This is a genomic window from Streptomyces sp. NPDC002867 (assembly GCF_053591895.1).
The window spans coordinates 83,202-103,670 of record NZ_JBSFUR010000016.1; the positions used below are offsets into that span (position 1 = coordinate 83,202).

Here is a 20,469-nt window from a genome sequence, read left to right on the forward strand (position 1 = left end):
CAGGCGTCGTGGATCAGCCGGTCATACGTCCCGGATCAGCCCGTCATACGTCGACCGTCACCGCGCAGGACCAGCCGTACGGATCCGGGGCGAGGCGCAGATCGCTCCACGACACGGCCTTGGGCATGGCGCCGATGATCCGTACCGCCGCCACGTCGGTCACGGCCAGCCGTACGTCGAGTCCCCCGTCCGTCGGTTGCGCCTCCACATCCACCGGCACCTCGCCGTGCACCTCCAGCCGGAAGATGACCTCGTCCAGGGAGGCGATCAGCAGATCGTCGTCGTCGGCCTCGGCCAGCTCCACCTGCCGCACCGCGGTCGGCCGCACTCCGGAGACGTCCGCGAAGCACCCCACCATCCCGAGCACAGCCTCCGCCAGACACTGCTCCCGGCTCACCCCCCACGCCTCGATCCGCACATCGGCCGTGTGCGGGACCGTCCGGTGACCGCTCGCCCCCTGCCTGCCCGCCCGCCCGTCACCTTGTGCGTCGTCCTGTGTGTCGTCGGCCATGTCTCCATCATGTGCCCGGTCCGTGCCCGGGGCAGCATCGATGGTGTGGGCAGGGAGGCGTCGACCGGTGGCGGACCGTGGTGCATACGAGCAGGCAGCGCTCCCGTTGGTGGGCCCCGGGCACCGGAGCGCCGCGCAACACTTTGAGTAGGGCGGACACCGTACTGATCCGATCCCCGGGAGCGCCCCGAGGGCCCGCAGCTCGGGTGGAGGACCGCCCGCTTCAGCATTGGGAGACGGAGATGAACGGCTCGGTACGGATCGGACGAGTATTCGGCGTGCCGCTGCGCATCCACTGGACCGTGCCCCTGCTCGTGGTCCTCTTCGGATACAGCCTGGCAACCCAGACGCTCCCCGCCTGGATTCCGGACCAGTCGAACGCCACATACACGGCCGCCGGCCTGGTGGGGGCCCTGCTGCTCATCGCAAGCCTGCTGGCTCATGAGGCCGCGCACGCGATCATCGCCCGGAGGAAGGACATCCCTGTCCAGGACGTCACGCTCTGGGCGCTGGGCGGGATGACCCAGATGGGCAAGCCGCGCACGGCCGGCGCAGCCTTCCTGGTAGCCGTCGGCGGGCCGCTCACCAGCCTTGTCGTCGGCGCAGCGGCGCTCGGTGCGGGCGTCGGGCTCGACGCGCTGTTCGGCTGGGCGGTGCCGGCGGCCGTCCTGGCGTGGCTGGCGTGGGTGAACTTCCTGCTGGGAGTGTTCAATCTGCTGCCCGCCGCGCCGCTCGACGGAGGGCGTGTGGTGCAGTCCGTGATCTGGTGGCGTACCGGAGACCGGGACCGGGCCGAACGAGCAGCCGCACGCAGTGGGCAGGTACTCGGCTTCCTGCTGATCGCCGGCGGCTGGATCTCCGTCCTGCGCGGTGCCTTGGGCGGTCTGTGGCTGATGGTGATCGGGTTCTTCGTCCTGATCGTCGCCAACGCGGAGCGACGGCAGGCCGGAATGGCCTCAGCCCTGCACGGGGTACGAGCGGCTGACGCCATGTCGAGCCCTGTGGAGACCTGCCCCGATTGGCTCACCGTGGAACGCTGTGTCGACGACGTGGCGATGCGGGCCCGCCATTCCGCCCTGCCCCTGATCGACTTCGAGGGCCGCCCCAGCGGCCTGGTCGACCTGTCGCAGTTCGCGAAGATCCCCGTTTCCCAGCGCAAGGAACTGCGCGTGCGTGACATGGCGACCCCGCTGTCGCAGTGCACCACCTGCGCGCCGGACGACCTCTTGGCAGACGTACTCGAAAAGGCCGGCCCGGGCAGGAACGCCATGCGGGTCCTCGTCACCGATGGCCGGCTCCTGGTGGGCATCATCACCGCACGCGACATCGCCCGGCTCGTCCAGCGCCGCTCACTCCGCGGTACGGACAGCGGTACGAACAACGACACGGACGACTGACGCCCCCGCCACAGCCGTTGGTCAGGGGCCGCGGGCTGCGGGGGAGCCGCTGACGTCGCGGCCACGCGTCGACTGGGTGAGTCGGTTCGAGCAGATCGAGCACGAGGCGGAGGGAAGAAGGGCCGGTCAGCCGATCTTGAGGAGGCCGGCCTCGACGACGGCGCGGCCGAAGGGGCTCGCGAGTTCGGCGAGGCGTTCGCAGTCGGCGTCACCCAGGGCGGCGTAGGCGGGAAGGGCCAGGTGGTCGGTGCGGTCCTCGATGTGTTGGCGCAGGCGTACGCCTTCCGGGCTGAGGGAGTCGCCGTCGAGGAGACCTCGCGTGCGCAGGCGCTCCTGGGTGCCGGCCCACTCCTCCTCGGGCCATGCACGGCTTGCCTTGAGGAAGTCGACGGGAACCTCGCCGGTCGCGGCGTGCAGAATCAGGGACTCCAGGCCCCCGACGCCCTCGCTCAGCAGGCACGCGACATGGCCGTCTCCACGGAACTCCCGGAGCAGCGTCTGGGCGTGCCACAGCTGCAGTACCGGTTCCTCCGGCCAAGGCAGTGCGGCATGCGCGGCGAACAGCGGGCGGCCCTGTGCGTGTTCGCAGGCCGCCTCGGCGGCCCGGCGGGTCAGTGCCAGCACCTCGTCCAGAGCGGGGAGTTCGTGGATCCCGGCCCGGCGCAGGGCCTCGCTCGCGGCGGCGTGCCGCGCGTCCAGCACCTGCTGCGGCGTCGCCGCGTCCCAGGCCCCGTCGACCGCCTTCCGGACGAAATCGGGGTTGAAGTTGTAGAAGGTCGAGATGACCAGCTCGGCGGATGCCCGGCCGAAGGCGGCGCTCCGGGACGTGAAGTACCCGGCGCGTCCGCTCAGTCCGAGGTCCGCGTACCGTCGCCTTCCCTCGGGGGCGAAGTAGATCATGGCGTGTACGGGCTCGAGCCGGCGCCAGGCTGCTCGCGCTGTCTTCATGGGGGTCACCTGTTCTGAGAGTCGGCAGTCGGGGACTGCGCTGTGGCTTCGTGATCGCCGTGCGTCCGCAGATGTTCGAGCAGCAGGCGGTTCAGCGTCTCGGGCGCCTCCTCCGGGACCCAGTGGCTGACGCCCTGGAGGGTCTCGAACCGGTACGGCCCGCCCACCCACTGCCCGGTTTCCTGCGCGGCCGCCGGGCCGAAAGCACTGTCCTGCGTGCTCCAGACGTACAGCGTGGGCACGTCGATGACGCCGATCGCGCCGTCGGGGCGGCCGGCACGGTACCAGTTCAGCGCCGCGGTGAGAGCGCCCGGCTGGGACAGGTGCCGCACGTAGGCGTCGGCACTGTCCTGCGGGACCTTTCCGGCGTAAGAGGCGCGAAGCGCCTCGGCATCGTCTGCGAGCATGTGTTCTTCGGTCGCGGGAGCTTCGCGCCAGTCGATCATGTAGCGCGATCGTTCTCGCTGGTCCGGGTCGGTACGCAGGGTGGTGGCCAGAGCGCCGGGGTGCGGCGTCGAGACAACCGTCAGGGTACGTACGCGGCCGGGGTGGGCATCGGCGGTCCACCACGCCACCGCGCCGCCCCAGTCATGGCCGACCAGGTCGAAGGACGCCCAGCCCAACTCCTCTGTGATCGCGACGACATCCTCGACCAGAACGCTGATGCGGTAGTCCTCGGGCCGCTCGGGGCGGGCCCGGGGGGAGTACCCACGCTGGTCGGGTGCCACCACCCGGTAGCCGTGCGCGGCCAGCGCCTCGATCTGCCGTTGCCACACGAGCCCCGTCTGCGGGAAGCCGTGCAGCAGCAGCACGGGGCGGCCCTGAGGGGGACCCGCCGCGATCGCGTCGAACACGCCCGCAGCAGTGGAGATGCTCAGCTCGGTCACTGTCCGCCCCTTCATACCGACTGGTCGGTCAGCTTCCAGTCGTGGAAATGGATTGTCAAGGTCGAGGGAGCGCATTGCGCCAGGGGCATGGTTGAACCTGACGCCGGATTCAACTATAACCAACCGGGAGGCCGGCCCGTCATCCTGCGGCCATGGCGCACGCCCTCGGAAAAGGGAGGCGGAGCGCCCCGGGTGGCATGCGGAAAGGGCGACCGGCATCGAGCCCGGCTCGCGAGCCCGGGACACCGGCCCTGAGGCTCCCGGACGAACCGGACCGACAGAAAGCAGTGAGGCGACATGAGGGAAGCAGTCATCGTTTCGACGGCCAGGACGCCGATCGGGAAGGCGTACCGCGGCGCGTTCAACGACACCCAGGCGCAGGAACTCGCCGCCCATGCCCTCTCGCACGCGGTGCAGCGTGCCGGGCTCGAGGGAGGCGAGGTCGAGGACGTGATCTTCGGCTGTGCCGTGCAGCAGGGGTCCTCCGGTGGCAACGTCGCCCGCCAGGCCGTTCTTCGTGCCGGACTTCCGGACGCCGTGTCGGGGATGACGATCGACCGGCAGTGCTCGTCGGGCCTGATGGCGATTGCGACGGCCGCCAAGCAGATCGTCAGCGACGGGATGCAGGTCGCTGTGGGCGGCGGTGTCGAGTCGATCTCCTTGGTGCAGAACGACCACATGAACACCCACCGCATGGCGGATCCCTGGCTGGTCGAGCACAAGCCGAGCATCTACATGCCGATGTTGCAGACGGCGGAGATCGTCGCCGAACGCTACGGCGTGAGCCGGGAACGCCAGGACGAGTTCGCGCTGGTGTCACAGCAGCGCACCGCGGCGGCGCAGGAGGCCGGGCGGTTCGACCGGGAGATCGTCGCGCTTCCCAGTGTCAAGAAGGTCCTGGACAAGCAGTCCGGGGAGGTGCGGGAGGAGGCTGTGACCCTGACCCTGACCCGGGACGAGGGCAACCGTGCGTCGACCACACGTGAGGGCCTGGCCGGGCTGGCGCCGGTGCTGCCGGACGGTCGGGTGACCGTGCATTCCAGCGTGACGGCGGGCAACTCCTCGCAGCTTTCGGACGGGGCTTCGGCGTCGGTGTTGATGGAGTCGAAGGAAGCCGAGCGCCGCGGACTGGAGCCGCTGGGGGTGTACCGCGGCATGGCCGTTGCCGGTTGCGGGCCGGACGAGATGGGGATCGGTCCCGTCTTCGCCATTCCGAAGCTGCTGAAGCAGCACGACCTCACCATCGACGACATCGGTCTCTGGGAACTCAACGAGGCGTTCGCCTCCCAGGCGCTGTACTGCCGGGACGAACTGGGCATCGACCCGGAGCGGTTCAACGTCGACGGCGGCGCCATCTCGGTCGGTCATCCGTACGGAATGACCGGCGCCCGCCTGGTGGGGCATGCCCTGATCGAGGGCAAGCGCCGTGGCGTCAGGTATGTGGTGATCTCGATGTGCGTCGGCGGTGGAATGGGCGCGGCCGGGCTGTTCGAGGTGGCCTGAGGTGTCGAGCGTGACGGAAAAGGCGCGAACCGCGGTCCTCGTGGACTTCGGCGGGGTCATCACCTCCAGTGTGCTGCGGGCTTTCACCGATTTCGGCGCCTCGCTCGGCGGCGACCCGCGCCTGCCGCTCGACCTCCTGAGCCGGGATCAGCTGTCACGCGCCCTCCTGGCCGATCACGAGTCGGGCCGTATCGACGCAGAAGCCTTCGAGCGAGGGTTCGCCGAGCGTCTCCGCGCCCACGGGGCCGACGTACGGGCGGAGGGGCTCACGGCCCGGATGCAAGCGGGAATGTCGATCGATCAGGATGTGCTCGCCCTGCTCGATGATCTCCGCGCCGCCGGGTATCCCGTTGCGCTGGTGTCCAATTCGTTCGGGACCGGAACCTATGACGGCGTCGACCTCGCCGCCGTGGCCGACGCGGTCGTCATCTCCGCCGAGGTCGGCATCCGTAAGCCTTCCCGGCGGATTTACGCGATCGCATGTGAACGTCTCGGCGTCGCCCCCGAGGAGGCAGTCATGATCGACGATCTGCAGCAGAACCTCGACGGAGCGGCGCGGATCGGAATCGGGGGCGTACTGCACACCAGTGCCGCCGACACCCGCCGCCAACTCGCCGAACGCTTCAGGATCAGCGCCTGACCGCTCGACCGGTCGCAGGGGGCCGGTCGAGCGGACCCGCACCGCATCACCTGATCACACCTCCGGAAGGCACCGCCCATGGCCAGTGTTCTCGACCCGGTCTGCCGCCACGCGGCCGCAACTCCCGACAACATCGCGCTGCGCGGCGGCGCGGATCAGTGGACCTACCGGCAACTGCGCGACGCGAGCGCACGGTACGCGAGCGCCTTGGCGGCCGCGGGCCTGTCACCCGGGGACCGTGTGCTGCTGGCGGCGCCGTCGGTGCCCGAGTTCGTGGTGGCCTACCTCGGGATCCAGGCCGCGGGCTGTGTCGTGGTGCCGGTCAACACGATGTCGACCCGGGCCGAGGTCGAGTACGTTCTCGGCGACGCCGGGTGCTCGTTGGCGATCGCCTGGCACGCCCTGGGTCCCGCCGTCGCGGAGGCGGCCTCTTCGCTCACGGTGCCCTCCTGGACGCTGTCTCCCGGCGCGACGGTCACCGATGCCGACCCCGTCCCCGTGGTCGACCGGGACCGCGACGAGACCGCGGCCATCCTGTACACCTCGGGTACTACAGGGCGGCCGAAGGGAGCCCAACTCACCGTCGGGAACCTGTTGTCCGCCGGGGAGATCGGCGCCGAGTGCAGCCGCGGGACAAGCGCCGACCGTACCGGCACCGGTCTCCCGCTGTTCCACGTGTTCGGCCAGGCATCGGTCATGATGGCGACCTTGCCCGTGGGCGGCTCGATGTCGCTGCTGGCCCGATTCGACCCGACGTCGATGCTGGAGATGCTGCGTCGCGACCGGCTCACCATCATGGCCGGCGTGCCGACCATGTGGAACGCGCTGCTGCACGCGGCGGGTGATGCGGACCAGGCGGACTTCGCCGGGCTCCGTGTCGCCGTCTCCGGCGGTGCGTCCCTTCCCGGGGAGATCGCCCGGGCCTTCGAGGCCCGCTTCGGCTGCACCATCCTCGAAGGGTACGGGCTCACCGAGACCACCGCGTTCGGCACCTTCAACGACATCGACCGCGGCGGCAAGACCGGGTACACCGGGCGGGCGGTCCCGCGGCTGCAGGTGCAGGTGCGGGACGACGACGGCAACGAGTGTCCGCCGGGCACCGTCGGCGAGGTCCACATCAAGGGGCCCACGGTGATGCGCGGCTACTGGAACCGCCCTGCGGACACCGCCGCGGCCATCTCGCCCGACGGCTGGTTCCGGACAGGCGACCTGGGTGAGACCGACACGGACGGCGACCTGCGCATCGTCGACCGGATCAAGGACCTGATCATCCGTGGCGGCTACAACGTCTATCCCGGTGAGGTCGAGGAAGTCCTCTACGAGCACCCGGACATCGTCGAGGCAGCCGTGATCGGCGTTCCCGACGACCACTACGGCGAGGAGGTCGCCGCGCTGGTCGCCGCCCGGCCCGGTTCGGAGCTCGGTGCCGCCGAGGTGTCGGACTGGACACGAGAGCGGCTGTCCCCCTACAAGGTGCCGCGCATCATCCGGTTCGTCGACGCGCTGCCCAAGGGCCCGACCGGGAAGATCCTCAAGCGTTCCATCGACCGTACGGAGCTGACCCGTGATCCCGCGCCCGGCGACGCACCCGCCCGCCGACACTGAACATCCGTCGACGTTCCGCGGGTCCTCGCGCACCCTTGCGTTTATGATCCCGGCGTCGGATTCAAGTAGGGTTCTGGTGATGGATACCACTGCGCCCGAGGAGAACGACAGCGAGAAGGCCCCGCCGATGGCGCCTCTCTCGCCACTTCGCGAGCCGCCGACGACGAAGCGCGGAGCGCGGACACGCGCCGCTCTGGTGCAGGCTGCGCGGAAGGTGTTCGAGCGGGACGGCTACCTCGACACCCGCCTGGTTGACATCGCCAAAGAGGCCCGATGCGCGACGGGGTCCTTCTACACCTACTTCTCCAACAAGGAAGAGGTGCTTGCCGCTGTCCTCCTGGAGGCGCAGGAGGACATGTTGCACCCTGGCATGGGCCGGGTGCAGGGCACCGACGATCCGTATGCGGTACTCGAGGCCAGCAATCGCGCGTATCTCGAGGCGTACAAACGCAACGCGAAGTTGATGGGGCTGCTGGAGCAGGTCGCACAAGTGGAGCCGGTGTTCCGTGAGTTCCGGAGCCGGCGCTCGGACGCGTTCGTCCGTCGCAACGCCCGCGGCATCGCCGACCTCCAGGCGCGGGGTGTCGCAGACCGTGAGATCGATCCGATGATGGCCTCCCATGCGCTCTCGGGCATGGTCAGCGTCATGGCCTACAAGGCGTTCGTGCTCGGCGAAGGGCGAGCAGAAGGTACGCCGGCGGACTTCGAGGAGCTCGTGTCCACGGTCACACGGCTCTGGGCCAACGCCCTGCGCTTTCCCGGCCACTACTGATCCGGCAGTGGCCCACCGGGGCGGAGCCCGCCCCTACGACCGTTCGACGGTCCTGGTGCCCGCATCTGCGACGAGCACCGGCTTGCGCGAGCCTTCACGCGCGACCACCTGATCAATCACACCTTCGCACCGCCGGGGACCCTTCACTTCTTCTCGTCGCCTGGCCGCAGTTCGGTGGGCGAGGCGGCGCTGTCCCCGTGGTGATGTGCCCCACAGTTGAACTTGACGTCGGATTCAAATATACAGGTGGGGCACACCACGGTCACAACATGTCGGGGTGCCCTGGCACCGCATGCCCCGCCACGGAGAGGGTTCGCTGTGAACGTTGCACAAAGAGTCGCCGTCGTCACCGGTGGCGGTGGAGGCATCGGCGGCGCGCTGGTCGCACGGCTCGCTCTCGAGGGTGCGCGGGTCGTCGTCGCAGACCTCGACGCGGACACCGCACAGGCGGTGTCGGAGAGAGTCAACGCCGACCACCCCGGAAGCACCGTCAGTGCCGGCGCCGACGCGTCGGGCACTGCCCAGATCCAGCAGTTGATCGCCCTCGCGGAGAGCGCCTTCGGACCGGTCGACCTCTACTTCGCGAACGCGGGCATCGCCGGGGCACCGGGCCTCGACGTGAGCGAGCAGGACTGGGACCTCTCGATCGACGTGAACCTTCGAGCCCACATCCGTGCGGCGAAGCTGCTGGTGCCGGGGTGGCTCGAGCGCGGCGAGGGCTACTTCGTCAGCACCGCCTCGGCGGCCGGGCTGCTCACCCAGATCGGCTCCGCCACGTACGCCGTCACCAAGCACGCGGCCGTCGGCTTCGCCGAATGGCTGAGTGTCACCTATGGCGATCGCGGGGTCCATGTCAGCTGTCTGTGCCCGATGGGCGTGAACACCAGGATGCTGTCCTTGGGGAAGGACTCCGGGGACGCGCTGGGAAGAGCGGCCGCGCAGGCCGTCACGTCCGCGGGTGACGTCCTCGAGCCGGCCGAGGTCGCCGACGCCGTCCTCGCCGCGATCGAGGAGGAGCGCTTCCTGATCCTGCCGCACGAAGACGTTCTGGACATGTACCGGCAGAAGGGCTCGGACTACGACCGGTGGCTGCGCGGCATGCGCCGCTACCAGAACTCCCTGCTGGCACAGGCATGACCGGCGAAGCCGAGGAGCTCGTCCTCGCCGAACACCGCGGGCCGGTGCTGGTGCTCACGTTCAACCGGCCGGCCAAGCTGAACGCCTGGACCGACGAACTCGAGGACCGCTACTTCGCGCTGCTCGACGCCGCCGAGGACGACCCGGACGTACGCGCCGTCGTGGTCACCGGCGCGGGACGCGGATTCTGCGCCGGCGCTGACCTCCAGCGGCTGCAGGCGGTGGGCGAGGTCTCCGAGGCGGACAGGGCGCGGCGCCGACCGCGCGACCTGCCGCTGACCCTGCGCAAACCGCTGATCGGTGCGGTGGGCGGGGTGGCCGCGGGCCTGGGCATGGTGGAGGCGCTCTACTGCGACATTCGGTTCGGCTCGCCCTCGGCCCGGTTCACCACGGCATTCGCGCAGCGCGGTCTGATCGCCGAGTACGGGATCTCCTGGCTGTTGCCGCGGCTCGTGGGGCACAGCCGGGCCATGGACCTGCTGCTGTCGAGCCGCATGGTGGACGCCGAGGAGGCACTGCGTATCGGACTCCTCGACCACCTGGTCCCCACCGGCAGTGTGGTCGATGCCGCTGTCGCGTACGCCGCAGATCTGGCGACGCGCTGCTCCCCGGCATCCATGGCCACCATCAAGAGCCAACTGCAGGGCGACGCGGACGGCACGTACGCCGATTCCGTGACCCGCGCGGAAGGCGCCATGCTCCAGGCCTTTCGCGGAGCCGACTTCGTCGAAGGCGTGGCCAGTCACCTCGACAAGCGCCCACCGAGTTTTCCCTCCCTCCCCGTCAGGAGTTCAGATGTCCCTGTTTGACATGTCGGACCGCGCCAAGAAGTACCAGGCGGATCTGCTCGAGTTCATGGATTCGCACATCTACCCCGCCGAGGAGGTGTACCACGAGCAGATGCGCGCGTCGGGCGACCCGAATTTCCACCCGCCGATCCTGGAGGAACTCAAGGCGGAGGCGCGTAAGCGCGGCCTGTGGAACCTCTTTCACCCGCACCCCGAGTGGGGCCCGGGGCTGACGAACCTCGAATACGCGCCGCTGGCCGAGATCATGGGGCGCAGTCACATCGCCTCCGAGGCGTGCAACTGCAACGCCCCCGACACCGGCAACATGGAGGTGCTCACGCTCTTCGGCACCGACGAGCACAAGGAGAAGTACCTCAAGCCCCTGCTCGACGGGACGATGGCCTCGGCCTTCGCGATGACCGAGCCGCGTGTCGCCAGTTCCGACGCCACCAATATCGAGTTGCGGATGGAGCGCGACGGCGACGAGTACGTCCTCAACGGCCGTAAGTGGTTCGCCTCCAATGCCCTGCACCGTAATTGCCAGGTGCTCATCGTCATGGGCAAGACGGACCCCACCGCTGCCCCGCACCGGCAGCAGTCGATGATGGTCGTCCCGATCGACGCCCCCGGGATCACGGTGATGCGCGGGCTGCCGGTGTTCGGCTACCAGGACCGTGAGGGGCACGCCGAGATCGACTTCACCGACGTGCGAGTGCCGGCCAAGGACGTACTCAAGGGCGAGGGCGAGGGCTTCGCGATCAGCCAGGCCCGGCTCGGGCCCGGTCGTATCCACCACTGCATGCGGGCGATCGGCGCGGCCGAGCGGGCGCTGGAGCTGATGTGCCGGCGCGCGCAGTCACGGGTGACGTTCGGTCGTCCGGTTGCCGACCGGTCCAACATCCAGGACTGGATCGCGGAGGCGCGCATCGACATCGAGATGATCCGCCTGCTCACGCTCAAGGCCGCGTATCTGATGGACACGGTCGGGAACAAGGAAGCGCGCACCGAGATCGCGGCGATCAAGGTGGCCGCCCCCAACATCGCGCTGAAGATCGTCGACCGCGCGATCCAGGTGCACGGGGCAGCAGGAGTGACCGAGGACTTCCCGTTGGCGATGATGTACGCGGGTCTGCGGACGCTGCGGCTGGCGGACGGTCCCGACGAGGTCCACAAGCGGGCCATCGCCAGGCAGGAACTGCGGCAGTACCGCGACGCAGCCACGGCAGCGGTGAGTTGAGATGGCAGGACTCGATCTCACCGGTCGCACCGCCGTCGTCACCGGCGCCTCGCGCGGTATCGGGCTGGCGATCGCCCAGGCCATCGCCGCAGCCGGCGGAAACGTCGTCCTCACCTCCCGGTCCCAGGAGGCGGCGGACGCCGCCGCGGCCCAGGTCAAGGGCACAGCGGTCGGCATCGGTGCGCACGCGGTCGACGAGGAGGCGGCCCAGCGCTGTGTGGATCTGACGCTGGAGCGCTTCGGAAGCCTGGACATCCTCGTCAACAACGCGGGGACCAATCCGGCCTTCGGGCCGGTCATCGACCAGGATCACGGGCGGTTCGCCAAGACCTTCGACGTGAATCTGTGGGCTCCCGTCCTGTGGACGGGGCTGGCCACGCGGGCCTGGATGGGCGAGCACGGCGGCGCCGTCGTCAACACGGCGTCGGTCGGCGGCATGGCCTTCGAGGCGAACATCGGGTTGTACAACGCGTCGAAGGCCGCACTCATCCATCTCACGAAGCAACTGGCCCTGGAACTCTCGCCGAAGGTTCGCGTCAACGCGGTGGCACCGGGTGTGGTGCGCACGAAGCTGGCCGAGGCTCTGTGGAAGGAGCACGAGCAGGCGGTGGCCGACGCGACGGCGCTCGGGCGCATAGGGGAGCCTGCCGACATCGCCTCGGCGGTCGCCTTTCTCGTCTCGGACGCCGCGAGTTGGATCACCGGCGAGACCATGGTGATCGACGGCGGGCAACTGCTCGGTGACGCCGTCCCGTTCAGGCAGGGAGCCGGCATCGGTGTCTAGCGCGGACGTCGTCGGAATCGACGCCGGGGCGGTGAGCCGCTGGTTCCAGACCCTCGGCGTCGACTTCGCCGGGCCGCCTGTCTTCGACCGGATCGGGCTCGGCCAGTCGAATCTGACCTACCTGGTACGGGACCAGGACGGCCGCAGGTGGGTGCTGCGGCGCCCACCGCTGGGTCACCTGCTGGCGTCCGCGCACGACGTGGCGCGCGAGGCGCGGATTCTGACCGCGTTGGAGGGCACCGCCGTCCCGACCCCGCGGGTGCTCGGGCTGACCGATGATCCTGCCGTGACCGATGCCCCACTGCTGCTCATGGAGTTCGTGGACGGTCAGGTCGTCGACACGATGTCGATCGCACGGTCGTTGACGCCCGAGCGCCGCCGGGCGATCGGGATGTCGTTGGCGCGGACGCTGGCGAAGATCCACACGGTCGATCTCGAGACGGCCGGGCTGACCGGTCTGGCCGGCCACAAGCCGTACGCGCAGCGTCAGCTCAAGCGGTGGTCGGGGCAGTGGGAGAAGTCCAGGACGCGCGAGCTGCCCGCCCTCGAGGACCTCACCCGGCGCCTCGTCGCGGCAGTCCCGGAGCAGCGCGAACTCACGCTCGTGCACGGCGACTTCCATCTGCGCAACGTCATCACCTCCTACGGCAGCGGGGAGGTGACCGCGGTGCTCGACTGGGAGTTGTCGACATTGGGGGATCCGTTGGCGGACATGGGCAGCCTGCTGGCCTACTGGCCGGCCGAGGGTGAGAACACCTCGGGCGACTTCGGCGCGACCGCTCTCGACGGCTTCCCGACCCGCGAGGAACTCGTGGCGGCCTACTCGGCGGCGTCTGGACGCGACCTGACGGCGCTGGGCTACTGGCACGCGATGGGACTGTGGAAGGTCGCGATCATCGCGGAGGGCGTCATGCGCCGCGCGATGGACGAACCGCGGAACAAGGCCGCGTCCGGGACCCCGACCCCGGAGCGCATCGACGCGCTGGTGGCGAAGGCCCACGAAGTCGCCGACACGGCAGGCATCTGACCCGCTCGCATGACCACGGGACTTTCACACTCACGCATACAGGACAGAAAAGGAGCGGTGATGAGGCAAGCAGTCCTCGTATCGGCGGCGCGTACGCCGATCAAGAAGGCCTACGGCGGCGCGTTCGACAACACCGAGGCACAGGAGCCGGCGGCGGCGCACGCGATCGGTGCGGCGGAGCTGTTCGAGGTGGTGTCGTGAACCCCGCCGCACTGTTCGACGTCAGCGGAAAGACCGTGGTGGTGACCGGTGGCTCACGCGGAATCGGGCTGATGATCGCGCACGGTTTCGTGGCGGCCGGGGCCACGGTGATCATCTCCTCCCGCAAGGCCGAGGCGTGCGAGAGGGCGGCAGCGGAGTTGTCCGCGGTGACGTCCCCCGGCGCCGGAACCTGTCTGGCGCACCCGGCGGACCTGTCCACCGCCGAGGGCCTCGAGAGCCTGGCCGAGCGGGTCGCGGAGGTCGCGCCGCGGCTGAACGTCCTGGTCAACAATGCGGGAGCCGCCTGGGGCGCGCCGATCGGCGAGTTCCCCGATTCGGGCTTCGACAAGGTGCTGAACGTCAACGTCAAGGCCGTCTTCTCGCTGACGCAAAGGCTGCTGCCGCTGTTGCGGACGGCCGCCACCGCGGAGGACCCCGCGCGAGTGATCAACATCGGTTCGATCGACGGGCTCGTGGTCTCCGCGTCCGACAACTTCTCCTACGTCGCGAGCAAGGCGGCGGTGCACATGCTGACCCGCAAGATGGCCGCCACGCTGGCGAGTGATCACATCACCGTCAACGCCCTTGCGCCGGGCCCGTTCCCGACCAAGATGATGGCGCACGCCCTGGACGACCCCGAGCTGCGGGACGCCGTGGTCGAGCGGGTGCCCCTCGGCCGCGTCGGCACCCCCGAGGACATCGCGAGTCCGGCGATCTTCCTCGCCTCCCGCGCGGGCGCCTACCTGACCGGCACGGTGATCCCCGTGGACGGCGGGATCTCCGGGACGCGCTGACCGGTCGCATGTGAAGGTCACCGCGCTGCGAGCGAGGCACCCCCACACACTCTCTTCCCCGAAAGGCGGGTCAGGCCGCGATGAGCTGGTTCGACGACAGTCCGTGGACGGCGCAGTATCCCGAACGGATGGCGGAGGTGGAACGGGTCCCCGACCGCACCACGCTGGAACTGCTGTCCGACGCGGTGGCCACTGCCCCCCAGGGCCCGGCCGTCACCTACCTCGGTGGCACGCTGACCTACCGGGAAGTGGACGAGCTCTCCGACGGGGTGGCGCACTACCTGCTCGAGCGCGGCTTCCGTCCCGGCGACCGGCTGGCGTTGTACCTGCAGAACGTTCCGCAGTTCCTGCTGGCGCTGTTCGGTGCCTGGAAGGCGGGCGGCGCGGTCGTACCGCTGAACCCGATGTACCGGGACGAACTCGCGCACATCCTCACCGACGCGGAGGTGTCGGCGATCGTGTGCGATGAGCAGGCCTGGACGGAACACGTCCGTGAGCGGGCCACCGCGGCGGGGGTGACGACAGCGCTCACCGCAAGCCCGCTGGACCTGCAAACTCTGGACGACGCGCGCGTCTTCGCCGGTCTGACCCGGCAGCGCAGCGAGGGCGCGGACGACATCCTCGACGTGGCGAGGGCACGGGCGGGGCGGCGACCCGCCCGTCCCGGGCTGACACCCGACGACATCGCCCTGATCTCCTACACCTCCGGCACCAGCGGACTGCCGAAGGGGGCGACCAACACCCATCGCAACCTGACCGTCAACGCGGTCCTGCTGCGGCTGTACGACGAGATCCCCCCGGGATCGCCGATCTTCGCGCTGGCCCCGCTGTTCCACATCACCGGCATGGTCGTCCAACTGCTCAACGCGGTCGACCTGGCGAGCCCCCTGGTACTCGCCTACCGCTTCGAGCCGGGCGTGGTGATCGACGCGCTGAAGCGGGAACGGCCCGCCTACATGGTCGGCCCGTCCACCGCCTACATGGCACTGATGGCACACCCCGACTTCTCCGCCGAGGCGTTCACCTCGCTGAGGACCCTCAACTCCGGCGGCGCTCCGCTGCCGCCCGCGGTCGTCGAGCGGTTCCAGGAGCAGACGGGACGGTACATCCGCAACGGCTACGGGCTCACGGAGACCAGTGCCCCTTGCGTGGTGGTGCCCGTGGGCAGACAGGCTCCCGTGGATCCCGACTCGGGCACCTTGTCGATCGGTCTGCCCCTTCCGACCGCGATGGTCCGTATCGTCGACGAGGGCGGCAGGGACCTGGGACCGAACGAGGTCGGCGAGATCGCGGTCGAAGGCCCCATGGTGGTGCCCGCGTACTGGAACCGGCCCGAGGCCACCGCGGAGTCGATCCCGAACGGGCGGCTGCTCACCGGCGACGTCGGTTTCTTGGACCGGCAGGGCTGGGTGTACGTGGTGGACCGCAAGAAGGACATGATCAACGCCTCCGGGTTCAAGGTGTGGCCTCGCGAGGTCGAGGACGTCCTCTACCGGCACCCCGCGGTGCGCGAGGCGGCCGTGGTCGGTGCGTCCGACCCCTACCGCGGCGAGACGGTGGCGGCCTTCGTCAGCCTGAGGCCCGGAGGATCCGTCGAGCCCGAAGAGCTGGTCGCCCACTGCCGCGAGCACCTGGCCGCCTACAAGGCCCCTCGGACCGTCAGCATCCGGGACGAGCTGCCCAAGACCACCAGCGGCAAGATCCTGCGCCGCGAACTGCGCGGGAAGACGTCCGCATGACGAGCGAGAGGAGCCGAAGCATGGCCGGCCTGCCAGAGGTCCTGGCCCTCGACGAGATGGTGCCGGACCGGTTCCGGTCCGGCCCGATCCCCAGCGAGTGGGCGCGGACGTTCGGTGGCCAGATCGCTGCCCAGTCGCTGATGGCCGCGGCGCGCACCCTCGACCGGTCGTACTCGGCTCACTCGCTGCACGGCTACTTCCTGCGGCCCGGCCGTCCGCCCGAGCCGACCGACCATCTGGTCGAGCGGATCCGCGACGGCGGCAGCTTCTGCACCCGCCGGGTGACCGCGGTCCAGGCGGGGGAGGCGATCTTCACGGTGACGGCGTCGTTCCATCGCGGGGACGAAGGGTTCTCCCACCAGGTGGACATGCCGGCGGTGCCGGCACCTGACGACATCCCGGAGTCCGACCGCATCAACGGCTGGGGCATGCCGCGGCCCGCGGAGTGGCGCGACTGGGACATGCGATGGGTGCCCAGGGGCGAGATCGGCCACGCCCCGGGGGCGCCGGCCTGCCAGCGGGTGTGGATCCGGTACGGACGTCCGCTGCCGGACGAGGGTGCCGTCCACGCCTGCGCACTGACCTATCTCAGCGACATGGCGCTGCTGGGCTCCGCACGGTTGCCACATCCCCGAACCGCCGTACAGGGCGCGTCGTTGGACCATTCGCTGTGGTTCCTGCGTCCCTTCCGCGCGGACGAGTGGCTGCTGTACGACCAGGTCTCCCCGTCGGCCGAACACGGCAGGGCGCTCACCCGCGGAAGGCTGTTCGACACCCGCGGGCGTCTGGTGGCCGCCGTCGCGCAGGAGGGACTCATGCGCTTCGAACGGCCCCGGTCGACGGAGGGCGGCGACAGGGAAATGTCCCTGTCGTCCCCCGCTTCAGCCGTCCCCGACCCGCGTTGACCGACTACTCGTCAAGGAAGTGGTGCCGACCATGTCCACCCAGTACAGCGTCACCGGACGCACAGCGGTCCTCAGCCTCGACAACCCGCCGGTCAACGGGCTCGGGCATGCGACGCGGCAGGGCATCGTGCAGGGTCTGCACCGTGCCCTCGACTCCGGCGACATCGATGCCGTCGTGCTCACGGGCCGCGAGGGATTCTTCTCCGCCGGGGCCGACATCACGGAGTTCGGGACGCCCAAGACCACCGCGGAGCCGACGCTCGGCGACGTCATCGCGGCGCTGGAGGCCGCGGGCAAGCCCGTCGTGGCCGCGATCGACGGCACATGTTTCGGTGGTGGACTGGAGCTCGCGCTGGGAGCCCATTACCGGGTTGCGACGTCGAAGAGCAGGATCGGGCTCCCCGAGGTGAACCTGGGACTGGTCCCCGGCGCCGGCGGCACCCAGCGGCTGCCACGCCTGGTGGGGGCCGCCGTGGCGGCGGACATGATCAGCGGCGGTGCACCGCGTACGGCGCGAGAGCTCGGAGACCTCCCTGGACAACGGCTCTTCGATCGGGTCGTGGACGGCGACGTGATGGCGGCGGCGCTGGAACTCGCGGCCGAGATGTCCGCGGTACGGCCGCTCCCGCGGGTACGGGACCTGAGTGTGTCTCCCGGCGACGCGGACGCGGTGAGCGCGATGCGGGAGCGCCTGAGCCGGCGCAGCCGAGGATTCCTGGCGCCGGCGGTGGCTCTCGCTCTCGTCGGGAAAGCGGCCACCACACCGTTCGAGGAGGGGCTGGCCGAGGAGCGGAAGGCGTTCCTGGAGTTGATGAACGGCGACCAGTCGGCCGCCCTGCGCCATGCGTTCTTCGCCGAGCGGGCCGCCCGCAAGATCCCCGGCGTCCCGCCCGGGACGCCGGCCCGGAGGGTGGACACGGTGGCGGTCATCGGGGCCGGAACGATGGGCGGCGGCATCGCGATGACCTTTGTGGACGCAGGGATTCCGGTCACTGTCCTGGAGAGCAGCCAGGAGGCACTCGACCGGGGCCTGGGCGTCATGCGCAGCAATTACCAACGCCAGGTGGACAAGGGAAAACTGACGCCCGACGGCCTGGAGCAGCGCATGGCGCTCCTGACGCCGACCCTGGACTATGCGGACGTGTCGGACAGCGACCTGGTCATCGAGGCGGCCTTCGAGGACATGGACGTCAAGCGTTCGGTGTTCACCCGGCTCGATGAGGTGGCGAAACCCGGCGCGATTCTGGCGTCGAACACCTCGACCCTCGACATCGATGCGATCGCCGCGGTCACCGGGCGTCCCGGGGATGTCCTCGGCATGCACTTCTTCAGCCCCGCGAATGTCATGAAACTGCTGGAGATCGTGCGCGGGGCCAAGACCTCGGACGACGTGCTGGTCACAGCCATGGCGGTGGGACAGCGGCTCGGCAAGACCGGCGTGGTGGCCGGGGTGTGCGACGGCTTCATCGGCAACCGGATGCTGGCCAGGTACCGGGATGCGGCGATGGAACTCCTCCGCGCGGGCGCGACACCGGCCGATATCGATTCCGCCGCGGAGAACTTCGGCTTCGCCATGGGCCCGTTCCGGACGGCCGACCTGGCGGGCAACGACATCGGATGGGCAATCCGCAAGCGACGCTACGCGGAAGACCCCGGCATGCCCCGGGACGAGATCGCCGATGCCCTCTGTGACATGGGACGGCTCGGGCAGAAGACCGGTGCCGGGTGGTACGACTACAAGCCCGGCAGCCGGGAGGCGATCCCGAGCCCCGACGTCGACGAGTTGCTGGCTTCGTTCCACGCCAAGCATGACACCGAGCTGAGTACCTTCGAGGCGGATGAGATCGTGCAGCGCCTCGTCTTCGCCCTCATCGACGAGGGCGCGCGCATCCTCGACGAAGGCATAGCCCTGCGTGCCTCGGACATCGACGTCGTCTACATCGCGGGGTACGGCTTCCCGAGGTACCGCGGCGGACCGATGTTCTACGCCGACACGGTGGGTGCCGCACATGTCCTCTCCGGACTCAGGCGGTTCCACGCAGAGGACGGTTGGGAGCCCTCGCCGTTTCTGATGCGGCTGGCCGGCGAGGCCGGGACATTCAACTGACGCCACCAACTGCAGATGTGGGGCCCGGCGGTTACGCGGCGGCCGGCCGCGACTTCTCCAGGAGGAGTCGCAGCCGGCCGCCGCGCCGCGCGGGGCCGGTACACGTAGCCCAAGTTGTCACCCGGCTTCGCATCATTCACGCGTGGATCAGCCGAGGGGCTTGTCGAGGACGGCCTTGCGGTGGCTGAAGGTCTCGATGGAGTAGCGGCCGTGGTAGCTGCCCATGCCGCTTTCCCCGACGCCCCCGAACGGCAGGTCGGAGATGGTGAGGTGGGCCAGCGGCAGGCCGAACCCGAGGCCGCCGGAGGAGGTTTCGGCGGCGAACCGGTCCCGGGTGGTGTCCGATTCGGTGAACGCGTACAGAGCGAGCGGCTTGTCGCGGTCGTTGATGAAGTCGATGGTCTCGTCGAGCCCGGCCACCTCGACGATCGGGAGGATCGGGCCGAAGATCTCCTCCTGCATGACGGGCGCGTCCGGTGACACCTCGGCCAGGACGGTCGGCGCGATGTACTTGGTGTCCCGGTCGTACGCCCCGCCGGTGACCTGGCGGCCGGAATCGAGGAGGGCGGTCAGCCGGTCGAAGTGGCGTTCGTTGACGATGCGGCCGTACTCCGGCGAGGCGGAGGCGTCCGGTCCGTACATGCTCTCCACAGCCCTGGCCAGCGCGCCCTCCAGAGCGCGTGCGGTCTCGGGGTCGGTCAGCACGTAGTCCGGGGCGACGCAGGTCTGACCGGCGTTGAGGAACTTTCCGGCCGCGAGGCGGGCGGCCACGGCGTCCAGGTCGGCGCCCCGGTCCACGAATGCCGGGGACTTGCCGCCGAGTTCGAGGGTGACGGGCGTGAGGTGCCGGGCGGCCGCGGCCATCACGATGCGACCGACCGTGCCGTTGCCGGTGTAGAGGATGTGGTCGAAGCGCTGCTCGAGCAGGGCGGTGGTCTCCGGGACACCGCCTTCGACCACGGCGACCGCGTCGGTGTCGAGGTACTGCGGCAGCAGGCGGGCCAGGGCGGCGGAGGTGGCCGGGGCCAGTTCGCTGGGCTTGGCGACCACCGCGTTGCCCGCGGCCAGGGCACCGGCCACCGGGGCCAGCAGTAGCTGCGCAGGGTAGTTCCAGGGGGCGATGACGAGCACGACGCCCAAGGGGTCGGGCTGCGTCCAGGCCTTCGCCTCCCCAAGGAACGCGGGCACCGGGGCCGGTTCGGGGCGCAGCCACCCGTCGAGATGCTCCAGGGTGTGATCGATCTCGCGTATGACGAAGTCGATCTCCGTGCGGTAAGCCTCGGTGGCGCTCTTTGCCAAGTCGGCGTGGAGCGCCGCGGCGAATGTCTCCCCCTGCTCGGTGAGCAGGGTACGCATCCGGCGCAGCTGCTCGGTGCGCCACGCCATGGGCTTGGTCCTGCCGGCGCGGAAGGTGGCGCGCAGCCGGGCGACGAGCTCGGCGGGCTGCTCGGGCGCTGGATTGTTCATGGTTCCCTCACAGGTGCGGT

At 69.7% G+C, this 20,469-nt stretch carries 19 protein-coding genes; 15 read left to right on the forward strand and 4 right to left on the reverse strand.

What is annotated here, in order from left to right:
* Positions 1 to 43: 43 nt before the first annotated feature.
* Positions 44 to 511 carry an archease gene (locus tag ACWD0A_RS17770; protein ID WP_451299061.1) on the reverse strand — a complete coding sequence of 156 codons (468 nt, stop codon included), beginning with the start codon at positions 509 to 511 and terminating at the stop codon, positions 44 to 46.
* A gap of 242 nt (positions 512 to 753) precedes the next feature.
* Between ACWD0A_RS17770 and ACWD0A_RS17775 the strand changes: the two genes are divergently transcribed.
* Entirely contained in the window at positions 754 to 1,908 is a 1,155-nt protein-coding gene (locus ACWD0A_RS17775; protein WP_451299063.1) for a site-2 protease family protein, read from the forward strand.
* 126 nt (positions 1,909 to 2,034) lie between these two features.
* On the opposite strand, the gene ACWD0A_RS17780 is transcribed toward ACWD0A_RS17775, so the two are convergent.
* Together ACWD0A_RS17780 and ACWD0A_RS17785 are read right to left on the reverse strand one after the other, a co-directional pair.
* Positions 2,035 to 2,856, reverse strand: a complete 822-nt coding sequence (locus ACWD0A_RS17780) for an SCO6745 family protein (RefSeq protein WP_451299065.1) — start codon at positions 2,854 to 2,856, stop codon at positions 2,035 to 2,037.
* 5 nt (positions 2,857 to 2,861) lie between these two features.
* Complete coding sequence (locus ACWD0A_RS17785; RefSeq protein ID WP_451299067.1) at positions 2,862 to 3,743, reverse strand: alpha/beta fold hydrolase; 882 nt, start codon at positions 3,741 to 3,743, stop codon at positions 2,862 to 2,864.
* Between the two features lie 297 nt (positions 3,744 to 4,040).
* Here ACWD0A_RS17785 and ACWD0A_RS17790 point away from each other — a divergent pair, with 297 nt between their 5' ends.
* From ACWD0A_RS17790 to ACWD0A_RS17855, 14 genes are all read left to right on the forward strand, one after another.
* On the forward strand, positions 4,041 to 5,246 hold the full coding sequence (locus ACWD0A_RS17790; RefSeq protein WP_451299069.1) for an acetyl-CoA C-acyltransferase: 1,206 nt from the start codon (positions 4,041 to 4,043) through the stop codon (positions 5,244 to 5,246).
* A gap of 1 nt (position 5,247) precedes the next feature.
* Positions 5,248 to 5,886 carry an HAD family hydrolase gene (locus ACWD0A_RS17795; RefSeq protein WP_451299071.1) on the forward strand — a complete coding sequence of 213 codons (639 nt, stop codon included), beginning with the start codon at positions 5,248 to 5,250 and terminating at the stop codon, positions 5,884 to 5,886.
* 78 nt (positions 5,887 to 5,964) lie between these two features.
* Positions 5,965 to 7,491 carry an AMP-binding protein gene (locus ACWD0A_RS17800; RefSeq protein WP_451299073.1) on the forward strand — a complete coding sequence of 509 codons (1,527 nt, stop codon included), beginning with the start codon at positions 5,965 to 5,967 and terminating at the stop codon, positions 7,489 to 7,491.
* A gap of 79 nt (positions 7,492 to 7,570) precedes the next feature.
* Positions 7,571 to 8,263 carry a TetR/AcrR family transcriptional regulator gene (locus ACWD0A_RS17805; RefSeq protein ID WP_451299075.1) on the forward strand — a complete coding sequence of 231 codons (693 nt, stop codon included), beginning with the start codon at positions 7,571 to 7,573 and terminating at the stop codon, positions 8,261 to 8,263.
* A gap of 318 nt (positions 8,264 to 8,581) precedes the next feature.
* A complete protein-coding gene (locus ACWD0A_RS17810; protein ID WP_451299077.1) occupies positions 8,582 to 9,400 on the forward strand; it encodes an SDR family oxidoreductase in 819 nt (272 codons plus the stop codon).
* On the forward strand, positions 9,397 to 10,209 hold the full coding sequence (locus ACWD0A_RS17815; protein WP_451299079.1) for an enoyl-CoA hydratase-related protein: 813 nt from the start codon (positions 9,397 to 9,399) through the stop codon (positions 10,207 to 10,209). Before ACWD0A_RS17810 ends, ACWD0A_RS17815 begins: the two co-directional genes overlap by 4 nt.
* Complete coding sequence (locus ACWD0A_RS17820; RefSeq protein WP_451299081.1) at positions 10,196 to 11,425, forward strand: acyl-CoA dehydrogenase family protein; 1,230 nt, start codon at positions 10,196 to 10,198, stop codon at positions 11,423 to 11,425. Before ACWD0A_RS17815 ends, ACWD0A_RS17820 begins: the two co-directional genes overlap by 14 nt.
* A gap of 1 nt (position 11,426) precedes the next feature.
* Positions 11,427 to 12,209 (forward strand): SDR family oxidoreductase, encoded by a 783-nt coding sequence (locus ACWD0A_RS17825; protein ID WP_451299083.1) that lies wholly within the window; start codon positions 11,427 to 11,429, stop codon positions 12,207 to 12,209.
* Positions 12,202 to 13,236 (forward strand): phosphotransferase family protein, encoded by a 1,035-nt coding sequence (locus ACWD0A_RS17830; RefSeq protein WP_451299085.1) that lies wholly within the window; start codon positions 12,202 to 12,204, stop codon positions 13,234 to 13,236. Before ACWD0A_RS17825 ends, ACWD0A_RS17830 begins: the two co-directional genes overlap by 8 nt.
* Before the next feature lie 60 nt (positions 13,237 to 13,296).
* Entirely contained in the window at positions 13,297 to 13,437 is a 141-nt protein-coding gene (locus tag ACWD0A_RS17835; protein WP_451299087.1) for a hypothetical protein, read from the forward strand.
* A complete protein-coding gene (locus ACWD0A_RS17840; protein ID WP_451299089.1) occupies positions 13,434 to 14,231 on the forward strand; it encodes an SDR family oxidoreductase in 798 nt (265 codons plus the stop codon). Before ACWD0A_RS17835 ends, ACWD0A_RS17840 begins: the two co-directional genes overlap by 4 nt.
* An 80-nt stretch (positions 14,232 to 14,311) precedes the next feature.
* Entirely contained in the window at positions 14,312 to 15,970 is a 1,659-nt protein-coding gene (locus ACWD0A_RS17845; RefSeq protein WP_451299091.1) for an AMP-binding protein, read from the forward strand.
* Positions 15,971 to 15,990: 20 nt separating this feature from the next.
* Positions 15,991 to 16,875 carry an acyl-CoA thioesterase gene (locus tag ACWD0A_RS17850; protein ID WP_451299093.1) on the forward strand — a complete coding sequence of 295 codons (885 nt, stop codon included), beginning with the start codon at positions 15,991 to 15,993 and terminating at the stop codon, positions 16,873 to 16,875.
* A 31-nt stretch (positions 16,876 to 16,906) separates the two neighbouring features.
* Positions 16,907 to 18,982: a 3-hydroxyacyl-CoA dehydrogenase NAD-binding domain-containing protein gene (locus ACWD0A_RS17855; protein WP_451299095.1), complete on the forward strand. Its 2,076-nt coding sequence runs from the start codon at positions 16,907 to 16,909 to the stop codon at positions 18,980 to 18,982.
* A gap of 147 nt (positions 18,983 to 19,129) precedes the next feature.
* Here ACWD0A_RS17855 and ACWD0A_RS17860 read toward each other — a convergent pair whose 3' ends face one another.
* Positions 19,130 to 20,449, reverse strand: coding sequence for an aldehyde dehydrogenase family protein (locus ACWD0A_RS17860; RefSeq protein ID WP_451299097.1), 1,320 nt, complete (start codon positions 20,447 to 20,449; stop codon positions 19,130 to 19,132).
* Between the last annotated feature and the right edge of the window lie 20 nt (positions 20,450 to 20,469).

Coding starts and splice junctions, on each gene's coding strand:
- ACWD0A_RS17845 (WP_451299091.1), top strand. CDS start 14,312: ATGAGCTGGTTCGACGACAGTCCGTGGACGGCGCAGTATCCCGAACGG.
- ACWD0A_RS17825 (WP_451299083.1), top strand. CDS start 11,427: ATGGCAGGACTCGATCTCACCGGTCGCACCGCCGTCGTCACCGGCGCC.
- ACWD0A_RS17820 (WP_451299081.1), top strand. CDS start 10,196: ATGTCCCTGTTTGACATGTCGGACCGCGCCAAGAAGTACCAGGCGGAT.
- ACWD0A_RS17780 (WP_451299065.1), bottom strand. CDS start 2,856: ATGAAGACAGCGCGAGCAGCCTGGCGCCGGCTCGAGCCCGTACACGCC.
- ACWD0A_RS17775 (WP_451299063.1), top strand. CDS start 754: ATGAACGGCTCGGTACGGATCGGACGAGTATTCGGCGTGCCGCTGCGC.
- ACWD0A_RS17860 (WP_451299097.1), bottom strand. CDS start 20,449: ATGAACAATCCAGCGCCCGAGCAGCCCGCCGAGCTCGTCGCCCGGCTG.
- ACWD0A_RS17790 (WP_451299069.1), top strand. CDS start 4,041: ATGAGGGAAGCAGTCATCGTTTCGACGGCCAGGACGCCGATCGGGAAG.
- ACWD0A_RS17835 (WP_451299087.1), top strand. CDS start 13,297: ATGAGGCAAGCAGTCCTCGTATCGGCGGCGCGTACGCCGATCAAGAAG.
- ACWD0A_RS17770 (WP_451299061.1), bottom strand. CDS start 511: ATGGCCGACGACACACAGGACGACGCACAAGGTGACGGGCGGGCGGGC.
- ACWD0A_RS17855 (WP_451299095.1), top strand. CDS start 16,907: ATGTCCACCCAGTACAGCGTCACCGGACGCACAGCGGTCCTCAGCCTC.
- ACWD0A_RS17805 (WP_451299075.1), top strand. CDS start 7,571: ATGGATACCACTGCGCCCGAGGAGAACGACAGCGAGAAGGCCCCGCCG.
- ACWD0A_RS17800 (WP_451299073.1), top strand. CDS start 5,965: ATGGCCAGTGTTCTCGACCCGGTCTGCCGCCACGCGGCCGCAACTCCC.
- ACWD0A_RS17815 (WP_451299079.1), top strand. CDS start 9,397: ATGACCGGCGAAGCCGAGGAGCTCGTCCTCGCCGAACACCGCGGGCCG.
- ACWD0A_RS17850 (WP_451299093.1), top strand. CDS start 15,991: ATGGCCGGCCTGCCAGAGGTCCTGGCCCTCGACGAGATGGTGCCGGAC.